The sequence below is a fragment of the Rhizobium sp. GN54 genome (genome assembly GCF_021026345.1).
GTDB lineage: Bacteria > Pseudomonadota > Alphaproteobacteria > Rhizobiales > Rhizobiaceae > Mycoplana.
The window spans coordinates 62,687-82,141 of record NZ_JAJNCZ010000015.1 but is presented as its reverse complement, the minus strand read 5'-3'; the positions used below and the strand labels follow the sequence as shown (position 1 = coordinate 82,141).

Below are 19,455 nucleotides of genomic sequence, written 5' to 3'. Positions count from 1 at the left end.
CAAGCATCCAAATAAAAAGCCTCCGATGAAACCGGAGGCTGTTGTAACCCCATCGCAGATGGGGGTCCCGTTTGGACGCCGATCACCCCATGTGCGGGGTCCTTATTCCATGCCGAAACACAGGCGATGGTTCCAGCTGTGGGGAAGAACCGCCATTCAACGGTAAGATCAATGACGGTTTTAACCGTATCGCTGCGAGTGAGGACGAGTTCCGGAACGAGCTACAGAACGTGATTGTGAGGAACTACCCCAGGCGGACTTTCAATGCGTTCACGGTATTCGCTGACCTCACGTATGAATTCATTTACGACCTACACAAACCTGAATTCGCGAAAGCTGCGAACATCATGCGTGAAGTCGCTTCCGAAATGCTACCTCTCGGCCCTGGAGATGACCTGTTCGGACCGGTCACAGAGCGCCGGTTCCACACGGCAAAGACCGCGGCAAGAGAGTACGAGATACCCGTCAGCCTGGTAAACACAGTTTCTAGGAATGACTCCAACAGCAGCCAGAATGGCCGAGCCTTGCCAATGCTCTACCACAAGTCGTTTTTCGAAGACATCAATCGCCGGCTTTCCGCCAACGGTGTTGGCATCACTGCCGCAAAGAGACGATTCAAGGACATGATCGAAAGGGAACGGGCGAGCGCGGAAATCGCGATATCCGAACCTGGCGAGTCCTTGCCGCTGCATGTCGCGTCGGGCGAATTGAAGACAAGCTACGGCGTCGTTTGGTCCTTGGCGGACGAGGGGTACCTGGCAATTTTCGCAGCGGACAAACCGAAGCCTCATTGGCGAATATCAAAGGCCGATATCGCTGCGTTCCGTCACCGCTACATATCAGGTGTTGAGCTGCGACAGCTTCTCGGCCGGCGAAAATCGAAAGGCGGACTCCTCCCAGAGCATGACTTCACTCCGATCATCCGCCGATCAGACGTCGGGGAAGACTTCTTCAGTCGCCCCGAAACAATGCGAGCAATCTGATTTTTATTTGTGCCGGGCGTCAGTCCGGTTTTTTATTGTCTTCAAAATTGGGAAATTTAGGTCTTCATTTTGGGAAACATCGCTTGCTTTACCAAGAAACGGGTGCCTGAAAACCAACGGATTGAGCGCCAGATTTCATCGTTTGGGAAATATGGGCGTGCCGATAACACCGAGCCCGCTAACGCCCCCTTTGTCTTGACCTTCCGGGCTGCGCCTGCTTTAGCGCTGTCATCATTCCTGCATGCGAGGCCCGGCCGATGAGCGAACTGCGCGTACTTTCAGATGCCTTCATTCCCGAACTGCCGGGCCGCTACAAGGGCAAGGTTCGCGAAAACTACGATCTGCCCGACGGCAGCCGCATCATCATCGCGACCGACCGGCTCAGCGCCTTCGACGTCATCCTGACCTCGATCCCGTTCAAGGGCCAGTTGCTCACGCAGACGGCGCGCTACTGGTTCGAGGAAACGGCCGATATCTGCCCGAACCACGTGCTGGCCTATCCGGACCCCAACGTGGTCGTCGGCACGCGGCTCGACATCCTCCCGGTCGAAGTCGTCGTGCGCGGCTATCTCGCCGGAACCACCAGTACTTCGGTGCTGACAAAGTACCGCAACGGCGAGCGCGAGATGTACGGCATCCGCCTGCCGGATGGCCTGCGCGACAACGAGAAGCTGTCGCAGCCGATCATCACGCCGACCAGCAAGGCCTTCGACGGCGGCCATGACGAGCCGCTCTCCGGCGACGAGATCCTGGCCCAGGGCCTGCTGACCGCCGACCAGTGGGACACCGTTTCCGCCTATGCGCTGGCACTCTTCGCCCGCGGACAGGCACGCGCCGCAGAACGCGGCCTGATCCTGGTCGACACCAAGTACGAGTTCGGCACCGACAAGGACGGCCGCATCGTGCTGGCCGACGAGATCCATACGCCGGACAGCAGCCGCTACTGGATCGCCGACAGCTACGAGACGGCGTTTGCCACCGGCACGCGGCCGCAGAGCTTCGACAAGGATTTCGTCCGCGCCTGGGTCACCGAGCGCTGCGATCCTTACAAGGACCCGATTCCGGAAATCCCCGCCGAACTCGTCGAGCAGACGTCGAAGGTTTACATCCAGGCTTACGAGACGATCACCGGCCAGACTTTTGTGCCGGATCTCTCTGGAGCAACCGTGCTGGAGCGCGTCCGCAAGAACCTTGCACGATACTTTCCATAAAACATAGATATATCAGCATATTAAAGCGGTAAAATAAAGTATCCTGTTAGATATTCGGCATCGATGCGCCGCATCGGGCCGGGCGTCGGATGACCTGCGCGCGCCCTGCCCGCCGCTCAAACCCCGCCGCTAGCCTGCGACGCGACTTCCTCGGTGACATCGAATTCGATCGCCATCTGGTCGTAGGCCGGCTCGACGTGGTCCGGCGTCTCGCCCATCACTGTTTCGTAGTCGAGCGGCACGTGCATGTGCGTCAGCACGGCGCGGCGCGGCTTCAGGCGGGCAATCCAGTCCAGCGCCTGGCCGAGCGAGAAATGGCTCACATGCGGGCGGTACTGCAGGGTGTCGATCACCAGGAGATCGAGATCGGAAAGCCGGGCCACCGTTTCGTCCGGAAAGCCGCTGACGTCGGTGCAATAGGCGAAGCCGCCGACGCGGAAGCCAAGCGAATGGATCGCACCGTGCACCTGCATCAGCGGCTGGAAGCGGATGTCGCCCCCGGCGCCGCCGATCACGACTGGCCGGTCGACCGGCTCGATCAGGTTGGCGCTGACGATCGGCGGATAGAAGCCGCCCTTTGGCGTCTCGAGGCAGTAGGAAAAGCCCTCGCGGATGCGCTCCATCGTCGGCCGGTCCGCCCAGATCGGCATCTGTCCGCCATGGATGACGTAGCCGCGGATGTCGTCGATGCCGTGGATGTGGTCGGCATGGGGATGGGTGTAGAGCACCGCATCGATGCGGGCGACCTTCGCCGCGATCATCTGTGCGCGGAAGTCCGGCCCCGTGTCGACGACGACGGTCGTCGTTCCTTCCGGGCCGATCTGCTCGACCAGCAGCGCTGCGCGCGTCCGGCGGTTCTTCGGATTGTCGGGATCGCAGGCGCCCCAGTCGCCGGTGATGCGGGGTGTCCCGGGAGAAGAGCCGCAGCCGAGAATCGTGAAGCGCCGCCGGTAGCCGACCATGTCAGAGCCTTGGCATCTTGGAGAAGATGCGGAACGCGTTCTCGGTGGTGATCGCCGCGATCTCGGCCTCCGACAGGCCGAGCGTTTCGGCAAGCACTGCGGCGGTGTGGGCGACATAGGCCGGCTCGTTGCGCTTGCCGCGGAACGGCTTCGGCGCAAGATAGGGCGCGTCGGTCTCCACCAGCATGCGTTCGGTCGGCACGGTCTTGGCGATCTCGCGCAATTCCACCGATTTCGGAAAGGTCAGGATGCCGGAGAACGACACGTAGCCGCCGAGTTCGACGCCGATGCGGGCGAGTTCGGCACCGGAGGAAAAGCAGTGGAGCAGGAAGGGAAAGCCCCCCTTCCCCGTCTCCTCCATCAGGATCGCCGCCATGTCCTCGTCGGCGGCGCGGCTGTGGATCACCAGCGGCAGGCCGGTCAGGCGCGCCGCCGCGATGTGGTTGCGCAGGCCCTCGGCCTGTGCCTCGCGCGGGGCGTTGTCGTAGAAATAGTCGAGGCCGGCCTCGCCGATCGCCACCACGCGCGGATGCTCCGACAGGCGCACCAATTCGTCGACGGTGACGTCGAGCTCCTCGTCGGCATTGTGCGGATGGGTGCCGACCGAGCAGAAGACGGTCGGGTACTTTTCAGCGATTGCAAGGATCTGCGGGAATTTCCTGACCCTTGTCGAGATCGTCACCATCTGCGCGACGCCGGCGGCATGGGCGCGGGCTACGATCGCGTCGCGCTCCGCCTCGAAGTCAGGAAAGTCCAGGTGGCAATGGGTGTCGATCAGCATCTTTCAGGTCCAGGCTTGCCCTCAGGCCTCCGGCGCGACGTAGCGCGGGAAGACCGGCGTCGGCGCTTCCAGCGTCGTGCCGCTTTCGAGACGGCCGGCCTCGCCCAGCGCTGCGAAATCGCGCTTGTCGGCCGGGGCCGCGACGAGGTCGAGCAGCTTCGCCGAAGAGGCCGGCATGAAGGGCTGCAGCAGGATCGCGATCTGGCGGACGACCTCGGCGGTAACGTAGAGCACCGTGCCCATCCGCTCCGGATCGGTCTTCTTCAGCGCCCAGGGCGCCTCGCCGGCGAAATAGCGGTCGGCTTCGGAGACGACGGCGATGATCGCCGCCAGCGCCCGATGGATCATCAGCTTGCCCATCTCGTCGCGAGTGACGGCATGCAACGCGTCGGCCGAGGCGAGCATCGTCCGGTCCGCCTCCGTCAGCGGGCCGCAGACCGGGATCCGGCCGTCGCAGTTCTTGACGATCATCGACAGCGAGCGGCTCGCCAGGTTGCCGATGCCGTTGGCGAGGTCGGAATTGATGCGCGTGGCGATCCCCTCCTCGCTGTAGCTGCCGTCCTGGCCGAAGGACACCTCGCGCAACAGCACGAAGCGGATCTGGTCGAGGCCGAAATGCTCGACGAGATTGGCCGGATCGACGACGTTGCCGAGCGACTTCGACATCTTCTCGCCCTTGTTGAGCAGGAAGCCATGAGCGAAGACCCGCTTGGGCAGCGGCAGTCCGGCCGACATCAGGAAGGCCGGCCAGTAGACGGCGTGGAAGCGGATGATGTCCTTGCCGATCATGTGGATATCGGCCGGCCAGTATTTCGCGCGCGGCCCTTGCGGATCGGTCAGGTAGCCGGTGGCGGTGATGTAGTTGGTCAGCGCGTCGACCCAGACATACATGATATGGGCCGGATCGTTCGGCACCTTGATGCCCCAGTCGAAGGTGGTGCGCGAAACCGACAGGTCCTTCAGGCCGGACTTAACGAAGGAGGCGACCTCGTTGCGGCGCTCGGTGGGCCCGACAAAGTCCGGCTGCGCCTCGTAGAGCGCCAGCAGTCTGTCCTGGTAGTTGGACAGCCGGAAGAAATAGCTCTCCTCCTCCACCCACTCCACCGGGGTGCCCTGCGGCCCATAGCGAACGCCGTCGTCGCGCAGTTCCGTCTCGCCCTCCTGGTAGTAGGCCTCGTCGCGGACCGAGTACCAGCCGGAATAGCTGTCCTTGTAGATGTCGCCGGCCTCGGCCATGCGGTTCCAGATCACCTGGCAGGCCTCGTGGTGGCGCTTCTCGGTGGTGCGGATGAAGTCGTCGTTGGACGCGTTCAGCAGCACCGCCATCTTCTGGAACTCGGCGGTATTGCGGTCGGCGAGCTCCTGGGCGGAGATGCCTTCCTTGCGCGCCGTCTGCTGCATCTTCTGGCCGTGCTCGTCGGTACCCGTCAGGAAGAACACGTCGCGCCCGTCCAGCCGCTGGTATCGGGCCACGGCGTCGGTCGCGATCAGTTCGTAGGCATGGCCGATATGCGGCTTGCCGTTCGGATAGGAGATTGCCGTGGTGATGTAGAAGGGCGACGTATCTGTCATGGGCGAGGCCTGGCCTGTCTATTCCTGTGATTGTCGCAGCTATTAGCGCATGCGTCCTTGAAGGGAAACAGCAAGTTTGCACCTCTGCCCTGCCATCAGCCGTGCCGGCCGACGATGGTGCTCGCTTGACAGCCTATCGGCCCATCTCTAACCATGCCGCGCTACTGACCCGTTTCGTGAGGTTTCGATACCGACGATCAAGGTGTTCGGCTCGAAAACCCAAGGAAACGCTGTTTGGACTTCTTCAGCACGTTCAATCCCCTGTTCTCCGTTTCAGGCTTCTTCGTGGGCCTGCTGGTCGGCGTTACGGGGGTTGGCGGCGGATCGCTGATGACGCCGCTTCTGGTCCTTCTCTTCGGCGTCCATCCCGTCACCGCCGTCGGCACGGACCTCCTCTATGCGGCGGTCACCAAGGGCGCAGGCACCTTCGTCCATGGTCGCAACAGGACGATCGACTGGAAGGTCGTGGCCAGGCTTGCGGCGGGCAGCCTCCCGGCGGCAGCGCTGACGCTCTGGTTCGTGTCCGGCATCGACCGCCACGACATCGCCGCGGTCGCGACCATCACGATTGCGCTCGGCTACATGCTGATCCTGACGGCCGTGCTTCTGATCTTCCGCCGCCGCATCATCGAGAAGATCCGTCACCTGATGCGCGACCGGCGGCCGGTGCAGCCTTCCACTGTCGCGATCCTCACCGTCTGTCTCGGGCTGACACTGGGCGTGCTGGTGACGCTGACCTCGGTCGGTGCCGGTGCGCTGGGCGTGACCGTCCTCCTGGCGCTCTATCCGGGCCTGAACGTGCGCAACATCGTCGGCTCCGACATCGTCCATGCCGTTCCCCTGACGCTCGTCGCCGGCCTCGGCTACTGGAGCATCGGCGAGGTCGACTGGGCCATGCTGGCGACGCTGCTGGTCGGCTCCATCCCGGGCATCATGATTGGCAGCCACCTCTCCCCTCGCCTGCCCGACCGCATCGTCAGCGCGATGCTGGCCGTCACCCTTGCCCTGGTCGGCACCAAGCTCGTCTTTTCCTGAGGGATGATCGGTCGACCTCAGCCGCCCGTCAGTGGCCCGTCTGGCCTGCGATCTCGTCGAGGATCTCGATGACCGTCTGCTTGCGGTCGAGATTGTAGCCGGCGGCAATCGCGATCTTTTCCGTGAGTGCCGAGGACAGCCGCGCCAGCCGATCGGCCGCCGCGATGTCGCCGCCGACGGCCGCAGCCCGGGCACGCGTCACCACATGGTCGTTCGCCTGCCCGCAGAAGAAGTCGTAGAGCGTGTCGCCGTCCTTGGCCGCCAGAACGTCGGCGAGTTTGTGCACGTCCTTGCGCGGCGCGCCGCCCCCCTGGGCGACGATCGCGTGGAATGCCTCCAGGATGTCGAAGCCGCCGTAGTTGATGAGCTTCAGTGCCGTCGACACGCTGCCGCCGGCAGCCTGAAGAAGCCGGTCCGACCGGGACGGCGGCAGGGCGACGCCGAGGCTGCCCAGCGCCTGCTCCAGGTCCGGATCCGAAAGCGGCGCAAGGGTCAGCGGCAGGCAGCGCGAACGGATGGTCGGCAGGAGCTTGCCCGGAGCATGGGTGAGCACGAGGAACATCGCATTGCGCGGTGGTTCCTCCAGGATCTTGAGGATGGCATTGGCGGCGTTCCGGTTCAGGTCGTCGGCGGGATCGACGATGACGATCCGCCAGTTGCCGCTTCCCGAGGTCTGGGCGAAGAATTTTCCGGCGCGGCGCACCTCGTTCACCGTGATCGCGGCGCGCATCCGCCCCGTCTTCTCATCCACCGGCCGGGAGAGATGCAGGAGATTGTGCGAGGCGCCGGAGGCGATCTGCCGTCCGAGCGCCGAATGCGGATCGGGATCGGCGATCGTTTCCGGGGCCGAAAGCGGGTCGGGATGGGTGAGGACATGGTGGGCGAAGCGGAAGGCCAGCGTCGCCTTGCCGATGCCCTCCGGCCCCTCGATCAGGATCGCATGGTGCCCCTTGCCGGAGCGATAGGACTGCGCGAGGAAGGCTTCCGCCGCCGCATGGCCGAAAAGATGCGCCTGCTCCGCCGGTGCCGTCGCGCCGTCCAGCAGGCCCGGATGCTCGGTGCTCACGTCGCATCCTCCGGATGGGCAAGGCGGCTGCGCCGGCCGAACGGCAGCAGCGGCTCGACGATCGAAAGGATCTGGCGGGCGATGTCCTCGCGCGGTTGCGAAGCGTCGATGACGCGGCACCGCAGGGGCTCGCGCTCGGCAAGATCGAGAAAGGCCTCGCGACGCTTCTCGTGCGTCTCCAGTTCCTCCTTCTCGAACCGGTCCGGGGCATTGTCCACCGGCCCGGCCGAACGCCGGCGGGCCCGCTCCAGGCCGACTGCGGCCGGCAGGTCGAGGATCAGCGTGCAATCCGGCATGACGCCGTTGACGGCGACCTGCTGCAGCCGTTCGATGAACTCCGCCTCGAGGTTGCCGGTGATGCCCTGGTAGACCCGCGACGAATCGACGAAGCGATCGCAAAGCACGACCCCGCCCCGGCGTAGCGCCGGCCGGATCAGTTCCTCGACATGGTCGCTGCGGGCGGCGGCAAAGAGCAGCGCCTCTATGCGGGTGCCGAAATGCTCCGCGGCGCCCGACAGGATGACATGGCGGACCGCCTCGGCGCCCGCCGAGCCTCCCGGCTCCCGGGTCACGAGCACCTCCTGCCCGCGCTCCTGCAGCGCCTGCGCCAGCAAGCGGATCTGGGTCGACTTCCCCGCCCCCTCACCGCCCTCGAACGTTATGAACAAACCGGCCAAACCGACCTCTTCCCACTCCGGCGCACCGGCATCGTCCGGCCCCTTCGGGACCGATTCCGCCCACTACTAGCGCATATCCCTCAAAACCGAAAACGCATTCGCGGGGATGGCGGCACCGCAACGGCGTCCGCGCAGCCGGCCTCAAAGCCAGAAGAACAGCAGTTCCTGGAGCGCATCGAGCGCACGGCTGGAGAGCGTGCCGACCTCGACGCTTGCCGCCGTCTGCAGCGGCACCTCGCGCAGGAAGCGGTCGCCGTTCCAGATCCGCAGCACGCCGACCTGCTGGCCCGGAGCGACCGGAGCCTGCAACGGCCAGGCATAGACCACGCGCGCCGACAGCCGCTCCTTGTTGTCGACCGGCAGCAGCACCTCGACGTCGCCGGGCGTCACCAGCGGGACGGTGTGGACGTTGCCGCCGTAGACGCTGGCCTCCGCGACCGTGTCGCCGGCCTTGAAGAGCGTCTTCGATCCGAATGCCGTCATGCCCCAGTCGATCATCCGCCGGGCCTCGTCGATCCGCTCCTTCTCGCTGGCAAGCCCGGCCAGCGCCAGATACAGCCGGCGGCCGTCGCGTTGCACCGATGCCAGCAGGCCGTAGCCGCTGTCCTCGGCAAAGCCGAGCACCAGCCCGTCGACGCCGATGTTCATGCCGACCAGCGGGTTGCGGTTGCGCTGCCGGATCCTGTTCCACTCGAATTCCGGCTCGGAATAGTAGCGGTAGTATTCCGGATAGGTGTCCCTCAGATGGCGCCCGAGTGTCACGAGATCCTGCATGCTGACCTTGTTGCCCGGATCCGGCAGGCCGGTGGCGTTGGCAAAGTGCGACTGCGAAAGCCCCAGCGCCCTCGCCTCCTCGTTCATCCGTGCGGCAAAGGCTGCCTCCGAGCCGGCCATGCCTTCGGCCAGGATGATGCAGGCATCGTTGGCGGCCTGTACGGCGACGCCGCGGATCAGGTCCTGCACCGAAACCTGCGACTTCAACGCCGCGAACATCGTCGCCGTGCGCGACGGCGCCCCGCCGGTCCGCCAGGCGTGTTCGGACACGGGATAGGCCGTCTCGAGCGCGATCTCGCCCGCCCGCAATGCCTTGAAGACGACCGCCAGCGTCATCGCCTTGGCCAGCGAAGCCGACGTGACCGGCTCGCTTTCCTTGCGCGAAAAGAGGATCGTCCCCGTCCCGGAATCGATCAGGTAGGCCTGCCTGGCCTTGGTGTCGAAGGCACCGGAGAGCTGTGACTGTGACCAGGCAGTCGATGTCAGGACCAGCGAGAAGACGAGGACGGCGATCGATCGGAAGAACATGGAGACTCCGGCATTTGTCCTAAAGTCCTACACATCCATCCGTTCGGCAAGCAACCGTCCGGGCGTTTGTCTCACGGGATTTATACCAACCTGCAGTGATATTGACCGATTGCGCCGGAGCGATTTTGACCTGCGGCCAGGAGAAAACCGCAGTCGGACCTGTCGGTCCGGCGAGGATTTTCGACGCCGTCCGCAGGTCAAAAGCGCCCGGCCCTCCGGGTGGGCCGTCTGTCGGCCACCGGCAGCGTCGCAATCCTCGACCGATGCCCAGGCATCGCTCTGCGGTATGCTCCTCGCCGGATGACCGCAGGCGGTCCCACGCAATCGGTCAATATCACTGCAGGTTGGTATTAGTCGCTGCCGGAGAGCAGCACGAGCGAGCCGTCCTGACGCAGGACGGCATCGAAGGCCTCGACAGATCCGCCGGCGGCCGGGGTTTCGGCATAGGCGGCCGCAAAGCTCGCCCCGTCTCCATGGCGCGGCACGAAATCCGGACGTTCGCCGGGGATCGGGCCGATCTCCGGCAACATGGCGAACCCGTACATCGCGGAAAACGCCGCACTGGCCGGCGCCTGTTCCGCCAGCGCCGTCATGGCCGAACCCGCCTCGCCCTCGCTTGCCCGCTCGGCAAAGGTCGGGACCGCCGCCGGCAGGCTGTCCGCCATCGGTGCCGCCGAGGCGACCATCACGCCGGTCGCGATCTGGCCGCCCGGATCGACCGCGGGAACGCGCGATCCCTTCGGCACGTAGGAGGCCATCAGATAGGGCATGTCGTGGCCGTCGAGCCGGGCCTTGCCGACATACTGGACCCGCACCTTGGCGGTTCCCTTGCCCTTCACGTCCAGCATCTCCGCCGTCTTGGAGGACACGTCGATGATCCGGCCATGCGAATAGGGCCCGCGGTCGTTTACCCGCACGATGACGGAGGTGCCGTTCTCGAGATTGGTGACGCGGGCATAGCTCGGCAGCGGAAAGGTCGGATGGGCGGCGGAGAGATGGTACTTGTCGTAGATTTCGCCATTGGCCGTCTTGCGGCCGTGGAAGGCAGAGCCATACCAGGAGGCGAGCCCGACCTTGTCGTATCCCGGATCCTCCTGCGGCTTGTACCACTTGCCGCGCACCTTGTAGGGCTTGCCGACCTGATAGCGTCCGCCCCCCTTGGGGACCGCCTGCCCTTCCTGGACGACGCGCGGGCTGGCCTTCACGCCGTATTCGGACTCGGCGAAATATTCCTTGCTCCGACCCGCCTTCTTCGCCGTCTCGCTCGTGGTGTTGCAACTCGCCAGGCCGGCGCAGACGACCGGAATAGCGACGAGCCGGAAAGCAGTGCGCGCGCCCGCCGAGAAGAAACCGAAATTCATATGTCCCACGCCGCTCGTGTCCCTGACGCCACCGTTCGCGATCGCCTGTCCTGCGATCGCCCCCTCGATAGCGCTCCGTTCAAAACATAATATTAATCATGACCTCAAAATGGCGAAAATGCGGTTCTCCCCGCGCGGAAACGGCGCAACAGAAGAACTAAATTTCCACATGGTTAATGAAGGGATAATTCAGGGGCGCCCTGTCACCTCTCCTTCCTTTTACTTCAAGGCCGGCCGAACCATGCCGGCAAGGTCCATCCGATCCACTTCGAAGTCCCGCGGATAGACGCACCGCTGCCACCCGATATCTGGTTTGCCGGCAACGATCCGAGGATTGTTGATGGCGGAAGGGCAAGCTGCCTATGCCGTTGAATCGCCTCATTGAAGGCCGAACCCATGGGCCGACGGATTCGTCATTGTGGAACCTCGGCAACGGACAGGCGTTCCTGAAGGCCAACCGAGCGACCACGAGAAGGAGGGCGCGTCGATGAGCGCGCCCGAAACAGGAGAAAGCATATGAAAAAGACCTTTGCCATTGCAGTGATGACCACGGCAGTCGCGGCGTCCGGCCTGACGGCCGCCCGTGCCGCCGACATGGTGCCCGCACCGGAAGCGCCTGTGGTCGCCCGCTCGGAGGCGCGCGACGGCGTCCGCATCGGCTATCTCGACTGCCGGATCGGCGGCGGCGCCGGCTACGTGCTCGGCTCCGCCAAGGAAGTCGATTGCGCCTTCGTCACCACGATGGGCAGCGAACCGGTCGACCACTACCAGGGCCAGATCCGCAAGCTCGGCGTCGACCTCGGCTTCACCACGCAGGGCCGCCTCGTCTGGGCGGTGCTCGCGCCGACCGCAGGCTACCACGAAGGCTCGCTCGGCGGCGTCTATCAGGGCGCCACGGCGGAAGCGACCGTCGGCGCCGGCGTCGGCGCCAATATCCTCGTCGGCGGCACCTCCGGCTCCGTCCACCTGCAGACCGTCAGCCTGACCGGCCAGATCGGCCTCAACATCGCAGCGACCGGCACGTCGATGACGCTGAACTCGGTCAACTGACACCCATGTTCCCGGGCGCCCTGCCATCCCGGCGGGGCGCCTACCCCCGCCCCGCGCCTCGCTATTCAGCCATCAGGGATGCCGGGGACGTTTGCACCACAGACGTTCCGAGACAGGGGCTGATGAACAAGCGGGAGACAACGAATGAATTTTTCGGCAGATGGCGGAAGAGGTGGGATTCGAACCCACGGTACGGTTTCCCGCACGCCGGTTTTCAAGACCGGTTCCTTAAACCACTCGGACACTCTTCCAACAAGCTGCGCAACGATATCCCGCTGCATCAGCCCTCTTGTGCACCCGTGCCGGGGCACGGCGCTTTATAGCCGTTCATGGCAGGCCGTCAACGTGTTCAGTCGCATCCGACACAGGCCGACCCGCACCCTTGGCAGCCCACATTCATTGCCGCCCTTCACGGAATTTTAGCCACTTGCGGAACACAAATGGAACAGATAGTGTTTGTTCCGTATTTGTTTCACGATTCTGGGTGACGAGCCATGCTGACCCGCAAGCAACAGGAACTGCTTCTGTTCATCCACGAGCGGATGAAGGAAACGGGGATACCGCCGTCATTCGACGAGATGAAGGATGCGCTCGACCTGGCGTCGAAATCCGGCATCCATCGGCTCATCACCGCGCTCGAGGAGCGCGGCTTCATCCGCAGGCTGCCCAATCGCGCCCGCGCGCTCGAGGTCATCAAGCTGCCGGAGGCCTATTCGCCGAGCCTCAAAGCGCGGCGCGGCTTCTCGCCGTCGGTGATCGAGGGCAGCCTCGGCAAGGAAAAGCCTGCGCCGGAACGGCCTCAGGCTCCGGCCTCCGAGAGTTCGGTCGCCGTCCCGGTGATGGGCCGGATCGCCGCCGGCGTGCCGATCTCCGCCATCCAGAACAACACCCACGATATCTCCGTGCCAGCGGAAATGCTGGGCGGCGGCGAACACTATGCGCTGGAGGTCAGGGGTGATTCGATGATCGAGGCGGGCATTCTCGACGGCGATACGGTGATCATCCGCAATGCCGGGACCGCCAACCCCGGCGACATCGTCGTGGCCCTCGTCGACGACGAGGAGGCGACGTTGAAGCGCTTCCGCCGCAAGGGCGCCTCGATCGCGCTGGAGGCTGCAAACCCGGCCTACGAGACCCGGATTTTCGGCCCCGACCGCGTCAAGATCCAGGGCAAGCTGGTCGGGCTCATTCGTCGCTATCATTGAGCTTCGGCATCGTCTTCCGGATCCTGGAAACGGTCATCCCGGAAACTGTCCGTGCGCCAGTCGTAGAGGCGGTGCCGGTTCCAGGGGCGGTAAAGCTGGACGACCGCCTGCGTTGTGATGATGCGGCGCCCCGTCGCGGCGGCATCGTCTGCCGGAGCCATCTCCAGGGCGCCGGTGAGGCGAAGGCTGTGTGCGCTGATCAGCCGGGCCCCGCTGGTGCAGCCGCCCTCGCGGCGATGGCGGGGGGCGACGACGATATCGGCACTGTCGCACGCGGCTCCCAGATGGGCCGGATCCTCCAGCCAGACCACCCGCCAGTCCGCAGCGGTGACGCCGACGCACCACGCCTGCCGGCGGCAGACGAACCGCTTCTGCCCGGCAGCCAGGATAAAGGCTGCATCGAGTGCCTCCTTCGCAAGGCCGGTCTCGGCGCGATGCGCCCCGGTTCCCTGCGAGACGGAGGATGCGACCGGACGGGGCAGCGCTGCATGCGACGGGGTCGCTCGTCCGTCATCCGCACGCCCGGCCGCGCCTCCTCGCCGTTTGGCCGTCGGCCGCGCCGGGCCTTCCCGATCGCCCTCCCCGCCATCCAGCATCGACGGAGCGACGTGGTCCTCTATGCGCAGGGCATAGCGCCACTGGTCGTAGATGAAGCCGGGCGGCCGCCTGCGGTTGGTGGCGGCCGTGCGACCGTCGACGAGCGCCACCAGCGCACCGTCTTCGGAGACCAGCAACTGCGGCGGGGGCCGTGCCGGCGCAAGGGCAGCCACGGCGACGCCGGCGGCTAGGGGCAGGACGGCGAGCGCGGCGAGCCGCGTCCTGAACAGGCACGCGAGCCCCCCGCCGGCAGCCAGAAGCGCGAAGGCAAGCGGCGAAAGGCGGCCGGTGACGATCTCGCCGCCCCATCCCGAGACCCAGTTCGCCATGACGATCATGGCTTCGATACCTTTGCCCATGATCGCCAGCGGAAGCCCTTCGAACCCGAGCGGCATCAGCAGCATGGCGATCACCCCCATCGGCATGACGACGAAGGAGATGACCGGCATGGCCAGCAGATTGCCGGCAAGGCCGTAGGCCGGGATCCGGTGAAAGTGGCCGAGGGAATAGACCAGCGTCGCCAGCCCGCCGATGACAGACGACAGGAGGAGCCCAACCGTAAAACCGGACGCATGCTGCATCAGCCGCAGTCCGCGGGCGGACGGCGCCGTGCGGGAGACGCGGCGGTCCCGCCATGCCGCATAGCCGGCCACAAGCCCGAGCGTCGCCGCATAGGACATCTGGAAACCCGGTCCGGTAACGGCAGAGGGCGTGACAGCCAGGAGCACGATCGCCGACAGGGCGATGTTGCGCAGGCTGATGGCGGTGCGGTCGAAGAGCACGGCCACCAGCATGACGACGATCATCAGCCAGGAGCGGACCGCCGATACGGCGCCGCCGGAGATCAGGATATAGAGGGTCACGGTCACCAGCCCGCCGGCGGCTGCGAATTTCTTGATCGGGTACCGTTCCGCCGCCCCCGGCAGCAGCGACAGGGCGAGCCGCGCACCGACGAGAAACGTGCCGGCGGCCAGCACCATGTTCAGACCGGAGATCGCCAGCACATGCGCGAGCCCTGCCCGCCGCAGCGCCTCGACCGTATCCGGGCTGATCCCCCGCTGCTCGGCCGTGACGAGGGCGGCCGCGATGGCGCCCGCGTCACCGCCGATCTGGTCGCGGATCCGTGCCGTCAGCGCGCCGCGCCACGCCGCGACGGTCTCGCGCGCATGCGCAAGCCACGAGACGTCACTGGCTGCCTCGCTCAGCACGACCGCGGCAGGTTTGCCATAGAAGTAGCCGATCGCGCCGGTGCCGGCGAAGTAGGCGTCAAAGGCGAAGTCGTTCAATCCCGGCAGGGCCGCGCCTGAGGGCGGGCTGAGGCGCGCGCGGCCCGAAATCCCGGCTCCGACCGCGATCGGCGCATGCGGGCTGCGCGCCACGAGGTTGACCACGTCCGGCGGCCGGCGCAGGGCCGGTTCGCGGGTGGCGATGACGGCGACGCGGTAGCGCATCCGCCCGCGCTCGTCGGCCTCGCCGGAAAGCACCCTCCCGGTGATGGTCGTCGTCACCGGCTGGTCGAAGATCGCCGTCGACAATCGCGCCGTCTCGACGGCCGCGAGCGTCATCCCGGCGACGAACAGGAAGGCCGCGCGCGCCGCCACGGCAAGGAAACCGCTGCGATGCCGGGACCAAACGGCGAGGGTCGCGCTCGCGGCGAGCAGAGCCGCAAGCAACAGCGGCGGCACGTCGCGGGGAAGTGTGTACCATGCCCAGACCCCTGCCCCGAGCACGACGGGCACGAACAGGAACGGCGTCCCGTGGTCGCGCTCGCTCTGCCAGGCCGTCGCGAAGGACGCGCTTGCGAGCGTGAGGTTCCGGGACAGCCGCAGGGCCAGCGTTCGCCGGGAAGCAAACGTCGGAAGGGTCGGAAATGCCCTGGCAAGCGTGGTCGCAGCCGGTGCCGCCACGGAGGCTGTCTCCGGCGCTACAACACGGTGCTCGACCTCGCTGGCAGTCCCCCTTCCCATATGAACGATCCCGGCGGCTGAGACCCTGATATTGCAACTTACGATTTTGCAAGGCAATCCCGATTCCGTGCCCGCATGACCGTCGTTTCCGGAAAGAATGCGCCCTCCATAATTATTCCGCCTCACCCATAAGTTGCTTGCAACTGGCGCGGAAGAGTAGATATTGCGATCCGGAATGTCGGATTTTGCATTGCACAACCATGCCCTTCGTCTTGCTTGGCAGGGCGTCGCAAATGGGTTAGCAAAGCGACACCGCCGAGTTCGGGCACGTCCAGTGCCCTCATAAATCAATGGAGGTCCTCATGACGGGAAAGAGCGCGGACGTCACGATCAGTGACAAGACGGTGGAGTTGCCACTGCGAACGGGGACCATCGGGCCTTCGGTCATGGATATTGGCACACTCTACAAGCAGACCGGCGCTTTCACCTATGACCCCGGCTTCACGTCCACGGCCTCCTGTGAATCGAAGATCACCTATATCGACGGTGACGAAGGCGTGCTGCTGCACCGCGGCTATCCCATAGAGCAACTGGCCGAGCACGGCGATTTCCTCGAGGTCTGCTACCTGCTGCTCTACGGCGAACTGCCGACCAAGGCCCAGAAGGACGACTTCGACTACCGCGTCACCCATCACACGATGGTGCACGAGCAGATGTCGCGCTTCTTCACCGGCTTCCGCCGCGATGCGCATCCGATGGCTGTAATGTGCGGTTGCGTCGGCGCGCTGTCGGCCTTCTACCACGACAGCACCGACATCACCGATCCGCACCAGCGCATGGTTGCATCGCTGCGCATGATCGCCAAGATGCCGACGATCGCCGCCATGGCCTACAAGTACCATATCGGCCAGCCCTTCGTTTATCCGAAGAACGATCTCGACTACGCCTCGAACTTCCTGCGCATGTGCTTCGCCGTGCCTTGCGAGGAATACGTCGTCAATCCGGTCCTGGCGCGCGCCATGGACCGCATCTTCATCCTGCACGCCGATCACGAGCAGAACGCCTCCACCTCGACGGTCCGCCTTGCCGGCTCGTCGGGCGCCAACCCGTTCGCCTGCATCGCCGCAGGCATCGCCTGCCTGTGGGGCCCCGCCCATGGCGGCGCCAACGAGGCAGCGCTCAACATGCTGGCCGAGATCGGTTCGGTCGAGCACATCCCGGAATACGTCGCCCGCGCCAAGGACAAGAACGATCCGTTCCGCCTGATGGGCTTCGGCCACCGCGTCTACAAGAACTACGACCCCCGCGCGCGCATCATGCAGAAGACGACACACGAGGTTCTGGGCGAGCTCGGCATCAAGGACGACCCGATGCTCGAAGTCGCGATGGAACTGGAGCGCATCGCTCTCACGGACGAATACTTCATCGAGAAGAAGCTCTATCCCAACATCGACTTCTACTCCGGCATCACGCTGAAGGCGCTCGGCTTCCCGACCACGATGTTCACCGTTCTGTTCGCCCTGGCCCGCACCGTCGGCTGGATCGCCCAGTGGAACGAGATGATCGAGGATCCCGAACAGCGCATCGGCCGTCCGCGCCAGCTTTATGTCGGCGAGCCGAAGCGGGACTACATCCCGGTTTCCAAGCGCTGAGACGGAAGCGACGGATACAGGAAGAAAGCCCGGTCAGAACAGGCCGGGCTTTTTCTGTTTCAGAAGGGCGAGGATCACATCGGCCGCCCTGTCGCCGGGGGCGCGCACCTCCTGCATGCGGTCGTGGACGAGATCGAAGCCCTCGACCATCGCCCGGCGCTGCAGAGTGGAATGGGAGAGTTGAACGGCCCAGCGGGCGAGGCAACCGGGGCGGACGGCCTCGTTCAGATACTCCGGGATAACGGCATAGTCGGCGATCAGATTGGGCAGCGCCCCCGTCCAGGTCTTGATCTTTTTCGCCATCAGCCGCGCGATCCAGTCGACCTTGTAGCAGGAGACGACCGGCACCCGCGCCAGCGCCAGTTCGAGCAGGACGGTTCCAGACGCAGCGATGGCCACGTCCGCATCTCGAAAGGCCGGCCACTTTTCAGACGCAGAAACTGTCACTGCCGGCTTTTCCGGCCAGTCGGCCAGGAGGTCGCGAACCAGTGCCTCCTGCCTGGGAACGGTCGGCAGGCGGAACTCGAACGGTACGGACCCGGCGGAGAGTTCGGCCATCACATCCTTGAAGGCCGGCAGCAACCGCGTGATTTCGCCGGCCCGCGAGCCGGGAAGAAGCAGGCAGACGCGCCGTTCGCCGCTTCCGAGCGGCGGCACCTTCTTCTGCAGTTGCGCCGCCCGTACCGCCCTCACCTCGGGATCGCCGGCGAGCCTGTGGCCGACATAGGTGGTCGGCGGCCCCGCCAGGCGCTGCATCACCGCCGGCTCGAACGGCAGCACGGCAAGCACGTGGTCGACATAGGCGCGCATGCGGGGCGCGCGCTCCTCCTTCCACGCCCAGACGCTCGGGCAGACATAGTTGACCACCGGCAGATCCGGCAGCTGCCTGCGGACCCGCCGGGCGACACGGTGGGTGAAATCGGGGCTGTCGATGATGACGAGCATGTCCGGCTTCTCGGCAACGATCGCCGCCGCCGTCTCTCGGATCCGCCGGAGCAGCTTCGGCAGCTTCGCCAGCACCTGCGAGAAACCCATGATCGACAGTTCGGAATAGTCGAAGAGGGATGTCAGGCCCTGCGCCTGCAGCGCCTCGCCGCCGACGCCGCAAAGGGTTATCTCGCCCGGCCATTGCCGCCGCAGCGCTGCAACGAGATCGCCGCCGAGAAGATCGCCGGACACCTCGCCGGCGATGATGGCGAGCTTGAGCGGGCGGGTCACGAGTGCGCTCCGCCGTCCCGCGGCAGGATGCCGGTGACGAAGAGGCCGGCGCGGTCGGCCTCCGCGATTAGTGTCGTCCGGTCGAGCACCAGCGAACGGCCCGCCTCGCAGGCGATGCCCGCAAGCCCCGCCTCAGCCGCTCGCCGCACCGTGTCGACGCCGATCGACGGCAGGTCGGCGCGCCGGTCCTGCTCGGGCTTGCACAGCTTGACCAGCACGCCCTTGCGGCGCCGCGAGATGCGGCCTTCCTGTCTCAGGCTCGCCACCCGCTCCAGCATCAGGTCGGTTCCCTCCGCCCCCTCAAGGGCAATCACCCGTCCGCCGACGGCGACCGCCCCCTGCCCGACATCGAGTGTGCCGAGCGCCAATGCAGCCGCCGAGGCGGCCGCGATATCGCGCATGGCCTCCTCGTCCGGCCGGATCGCGCCGACCGGCCCTTCGGCGGCCAGAAGTTCCGGAGCGATCTCGTCCGCGCCGACGACGCGCACGCCGTTCGCCTCGATCAGCCGGATCACCATCTTCAGCACCGTGTCGTCGCCGCCGTTCAAAAGCGTGCGCACGATTCCGGGCACCTGCATCAGCGTCCGGATGGTCGGGCGGATGTCGCGCCATTCCGGCCGACGGCGGACCCAGCCGGACAGCACCGCGCGATCAATGCCTTCGGTGGAGAAGATGCGGCTGATGCCGGCATAGTCGCCGACGCCGACGCCGGCATGGTCGAATTCCGACCAGTCCTGCTCGGCCTCGTTGCTAAGCGCAAGAATGAAGGGATTTTCGCCGTGCAGCCTGGCGGCGCGCGCGACGTGGATCGGCAATTGCCCGCCGCCGGCGATGATGGCCAGCCGCTTTGCGCCCTCCGGCCGGCGCTCTGCCATG

16 protein-coding genes and 1 tRNA gene are annotated in these 19,455 nt (G+C 65.4%); 6 read left to right on the top strand and 11 right to left on the bottom strand.

The genetic code is table 11. The features are described from left to right. The first annotated feature begins 71 nt into the window (after positions 1 to 71). On the top strand, positions 72 to 983 hold the full coding sequence (locus tag LQK81_RS24890) for a hypothetical protein (protein WP_230809107.1): 912 nt from the start codon (positions 72 to 74) through the stop codon (positions 981 to 983). Between the two features lie 266 nt (positions 984 to 1,249). Beyond that, a complete protein-coding gene (locus LQK81_RS24885; protein ID WP_230809110.1) occupies positions 1,250 to 2,194 on the top strand; it encodes a phosphoribosylaminoimidazolesuccinocarboxamide synthase in 945 nt (314 codons plus the stop codon). 116 nt (positions 2,195 to 2,310) lie between these two features. Here LQK81_RS24885 and LQK81_RS24880 read toward each other — a convergent pair whose 3' ends face one another. The 3 genes from LQK81_RS24880 to metG are packed head-to-tail and all read right to left on the bottom strand — an operon-like array spanning position 2,311 to position 5,509. Continuing rightward, positions 2,311 to 3,156, bottom strand: coding sequence for an MBL fold metallo-hydrolase (locus LQK81_RS24880; RefSeq protein WP_230809106.1), 846 nt, complete (start codon positions 3,154 to 3,156; stop codon positions 2,311 to 2,313). Position 3,157: 1 nt separating this feature from the next. Continuing rightward, positions 3,158 to 3,937 (bottom strand): TatD family hydrolase, encoded by a 780-nt coding sequence (locus tag LQK81_RS24875; protein ID WP_230809105.1) that lies wholly within the window; start codon positions 3,935 to 3,937, stop codon positions 3,158 to 3,160. Between the two features lie 21 nt (positions 3,938 to 3,958). Next, positions 3,959 to 5,509, bottom strand: a complete 1,551-nt coding sequence (gene metG / locus LQK81_RS24870; protein ID WP_230809104.1) for a methionine--tRNA ligase — start codon at positions 5,507 to 5,509, stop codon at positions 3,959 to 3,961. Between the two features lie 234 nt (positions 5,510 to 5,743). Between metG and LQK81_RS24865 the strand changes: the two genes are divergently transcribed. Continuing rightward, positions 5,744 to 6,544 (top strand): sulfite exporter TauE/SafE family protein, encoded by an 801-nt coding sequence (locus tag LQK81_RS24865; protein WP_230809103.1) that lies wholly within the window; start codon positions 5,744 to 5,746, stop codon positions 6,542 to 6,544. A gap of 28 nt (positions 6,545 to 6,572) precedes the next feature. On the opposite strand, the gene LQK81_RS24860 is transcribed toward LQK81_RS24865, so the two are convergent. From LQK81_RS24860 to LQK81_RS24845, 4 genes are all read right to left on the bottom strand, one after another. Beyond that, complete coding sequence (locus tag LQK81_RS24860; RefSeq protein WP_230809102.1) at positions 6,573 to 7,610, bottom strand: DNA polymerase III subunit delta'; 1,038 nt, start codon at positions 7,608 to 7,610, stop codon at positions 6,573 to 6,575. Continuing rightward, positions 7,607 to 8,287, bottom strand: a complete 681-nt coding sequence (tmk, locus tag LQK81_RS24855) for a dTMP kinase (RefSeq protein ID WP_230809101.1) — start codon at positions 8,285 to 8,287, stop codon at positions 7,607 to 7,609. The genes LQK81_RS24860 and tmk overlap by 4 nt, the downstream gene beginning before the upstream one ends. Before the next feature lie 141 nt (positions 8,288 to 8,428). After that, on the bottom strand, positions 8,429 to 9,589 hold the full coding sequence (locus LQK81_RS24850) for a D-alanyl-D-alanine carboxypeptidase family protein (RefSeq protein ID WP_230809100.1): 1,161 nt from the start codon (positions 9,587 to 9,589) through the stop codon (positions 8,429 to 8,431). 350 nt (positions 9,590 to 9,939) lie between these two features. Continuing rightward, a complete protein-coding gene (locus LQK81_RS24845) occupies positions 9,940 to 10,950 on the bottom strand; it encodes a septal ring lytic transglycosylase RlpA family protein (RefSeq protein WP_230809109.1) in 1,011 nt (336 codons plus the stop codon). A gap of 516 nt (positions 10,951 to 11,466) precedes the next feature. Between LQK81_RS24845 and LQK81_RS24840 the strand changes: the two genes are divergently transcribed. Next, positions 11,467 to 12,000: a DUF992 domain-containing protein gene (locus LQK81_RS24840; RefSeq protein WP_230809099.1), complete on the top strand. Its 534-nt coding sequence runs from the start codon at positions 11,467 to 11,469 to the stop codon at positions 11,998 to 12,000. A 161-nt stretch (positions 12,001 to 12,161) separates the two neighbouring features. Here LQK81_RS24840 and LQK81_RS24835 read toward each other — a convergent pair. Then, positions 12,162 to 12,251 (bottom strand) — tRNA-Ser (locus LQK81_RS24835). Between the two features lie 243 nt (positions 12,252 to 12,494). Between LQK81_RS24835 and lexA the strand changes: the two genes are divergently transcribed. After that, on the top strand, positions 12,495 to 13,205 hold the full coding sequence (lexA, locus tag LQK81_RS24830; protein WP_112599731.1) for a transcriptional repressor LexA: 711 nt from the start codon (positions 12,495 to 12,497) through the stop codon (positions 13,203 to 13,205). Here lexA and LQK81_RS24825 read toward each other — a convergent pair. Then, positions 13,199 to 15,769, bottom strand: coding sequence for a ComEC/Rec2 family competence protein (locus LQK81_RS24825; protein ID WP_230809098.1), 2,571 nt, complete (start codon positions 15,767 to 15,769; stop codon positions 13,199 to 13,201). The two genes, lexA and LQK81_RS24825, sit on opposite strands and share 7 nt — an antisense overlap. A 302-nt stretch (positions 15,770 to 16,071) precedes the next feature. On the opposite strand from LQK81_RS24825, the gene gltA reads away from it, so the two are divergent. Beyond that, entirely contained in the window at positions 16,072 to 17,361 is a 1,290-nt protein-coding gene (gene gltA, locus LQK81_RS24820; RefSeq protein WP_230809097.1) for a citrate synthase, read from the top strand. 33 nt (positions 17,362 to 17,394) lie between these two features. On the opposite strand, the gene lpxB is transcribed toward gltA, so the two are convergent. Together lpxB and LQK81_RS24810 are read right to left on the bottom strand one after the other, a co-directional pair. Then, positions 17,395 to 18,579 carry a lipid-A-disaccharide synthase gene (gene lpxB, locus LQK81_RS24815; RefSeq protein WP_230809096.1) on the bottom strand — a complete coding sequence of 395 codons (1,185 nt, stop codon included), beginning with the start codon at positions 18,577 to 18,579 and terminating at the stop codon, positions 17,395 to 17,397. Further along, a complete protein-coding gene (locus LQK81_RS24810; RefSeq protein WP_230809095.1) occupies positions 18,576 to 19,454 on the bottom strand; it encodes an LpxI family protein in 879 nt (292 codons plus the stop codon). Before LQK81_RS24810 ends, lpxB begins: the two co-directional genes overlap by 4 nt. Position 19,455 lies beyond the last annotated feature (1 nt).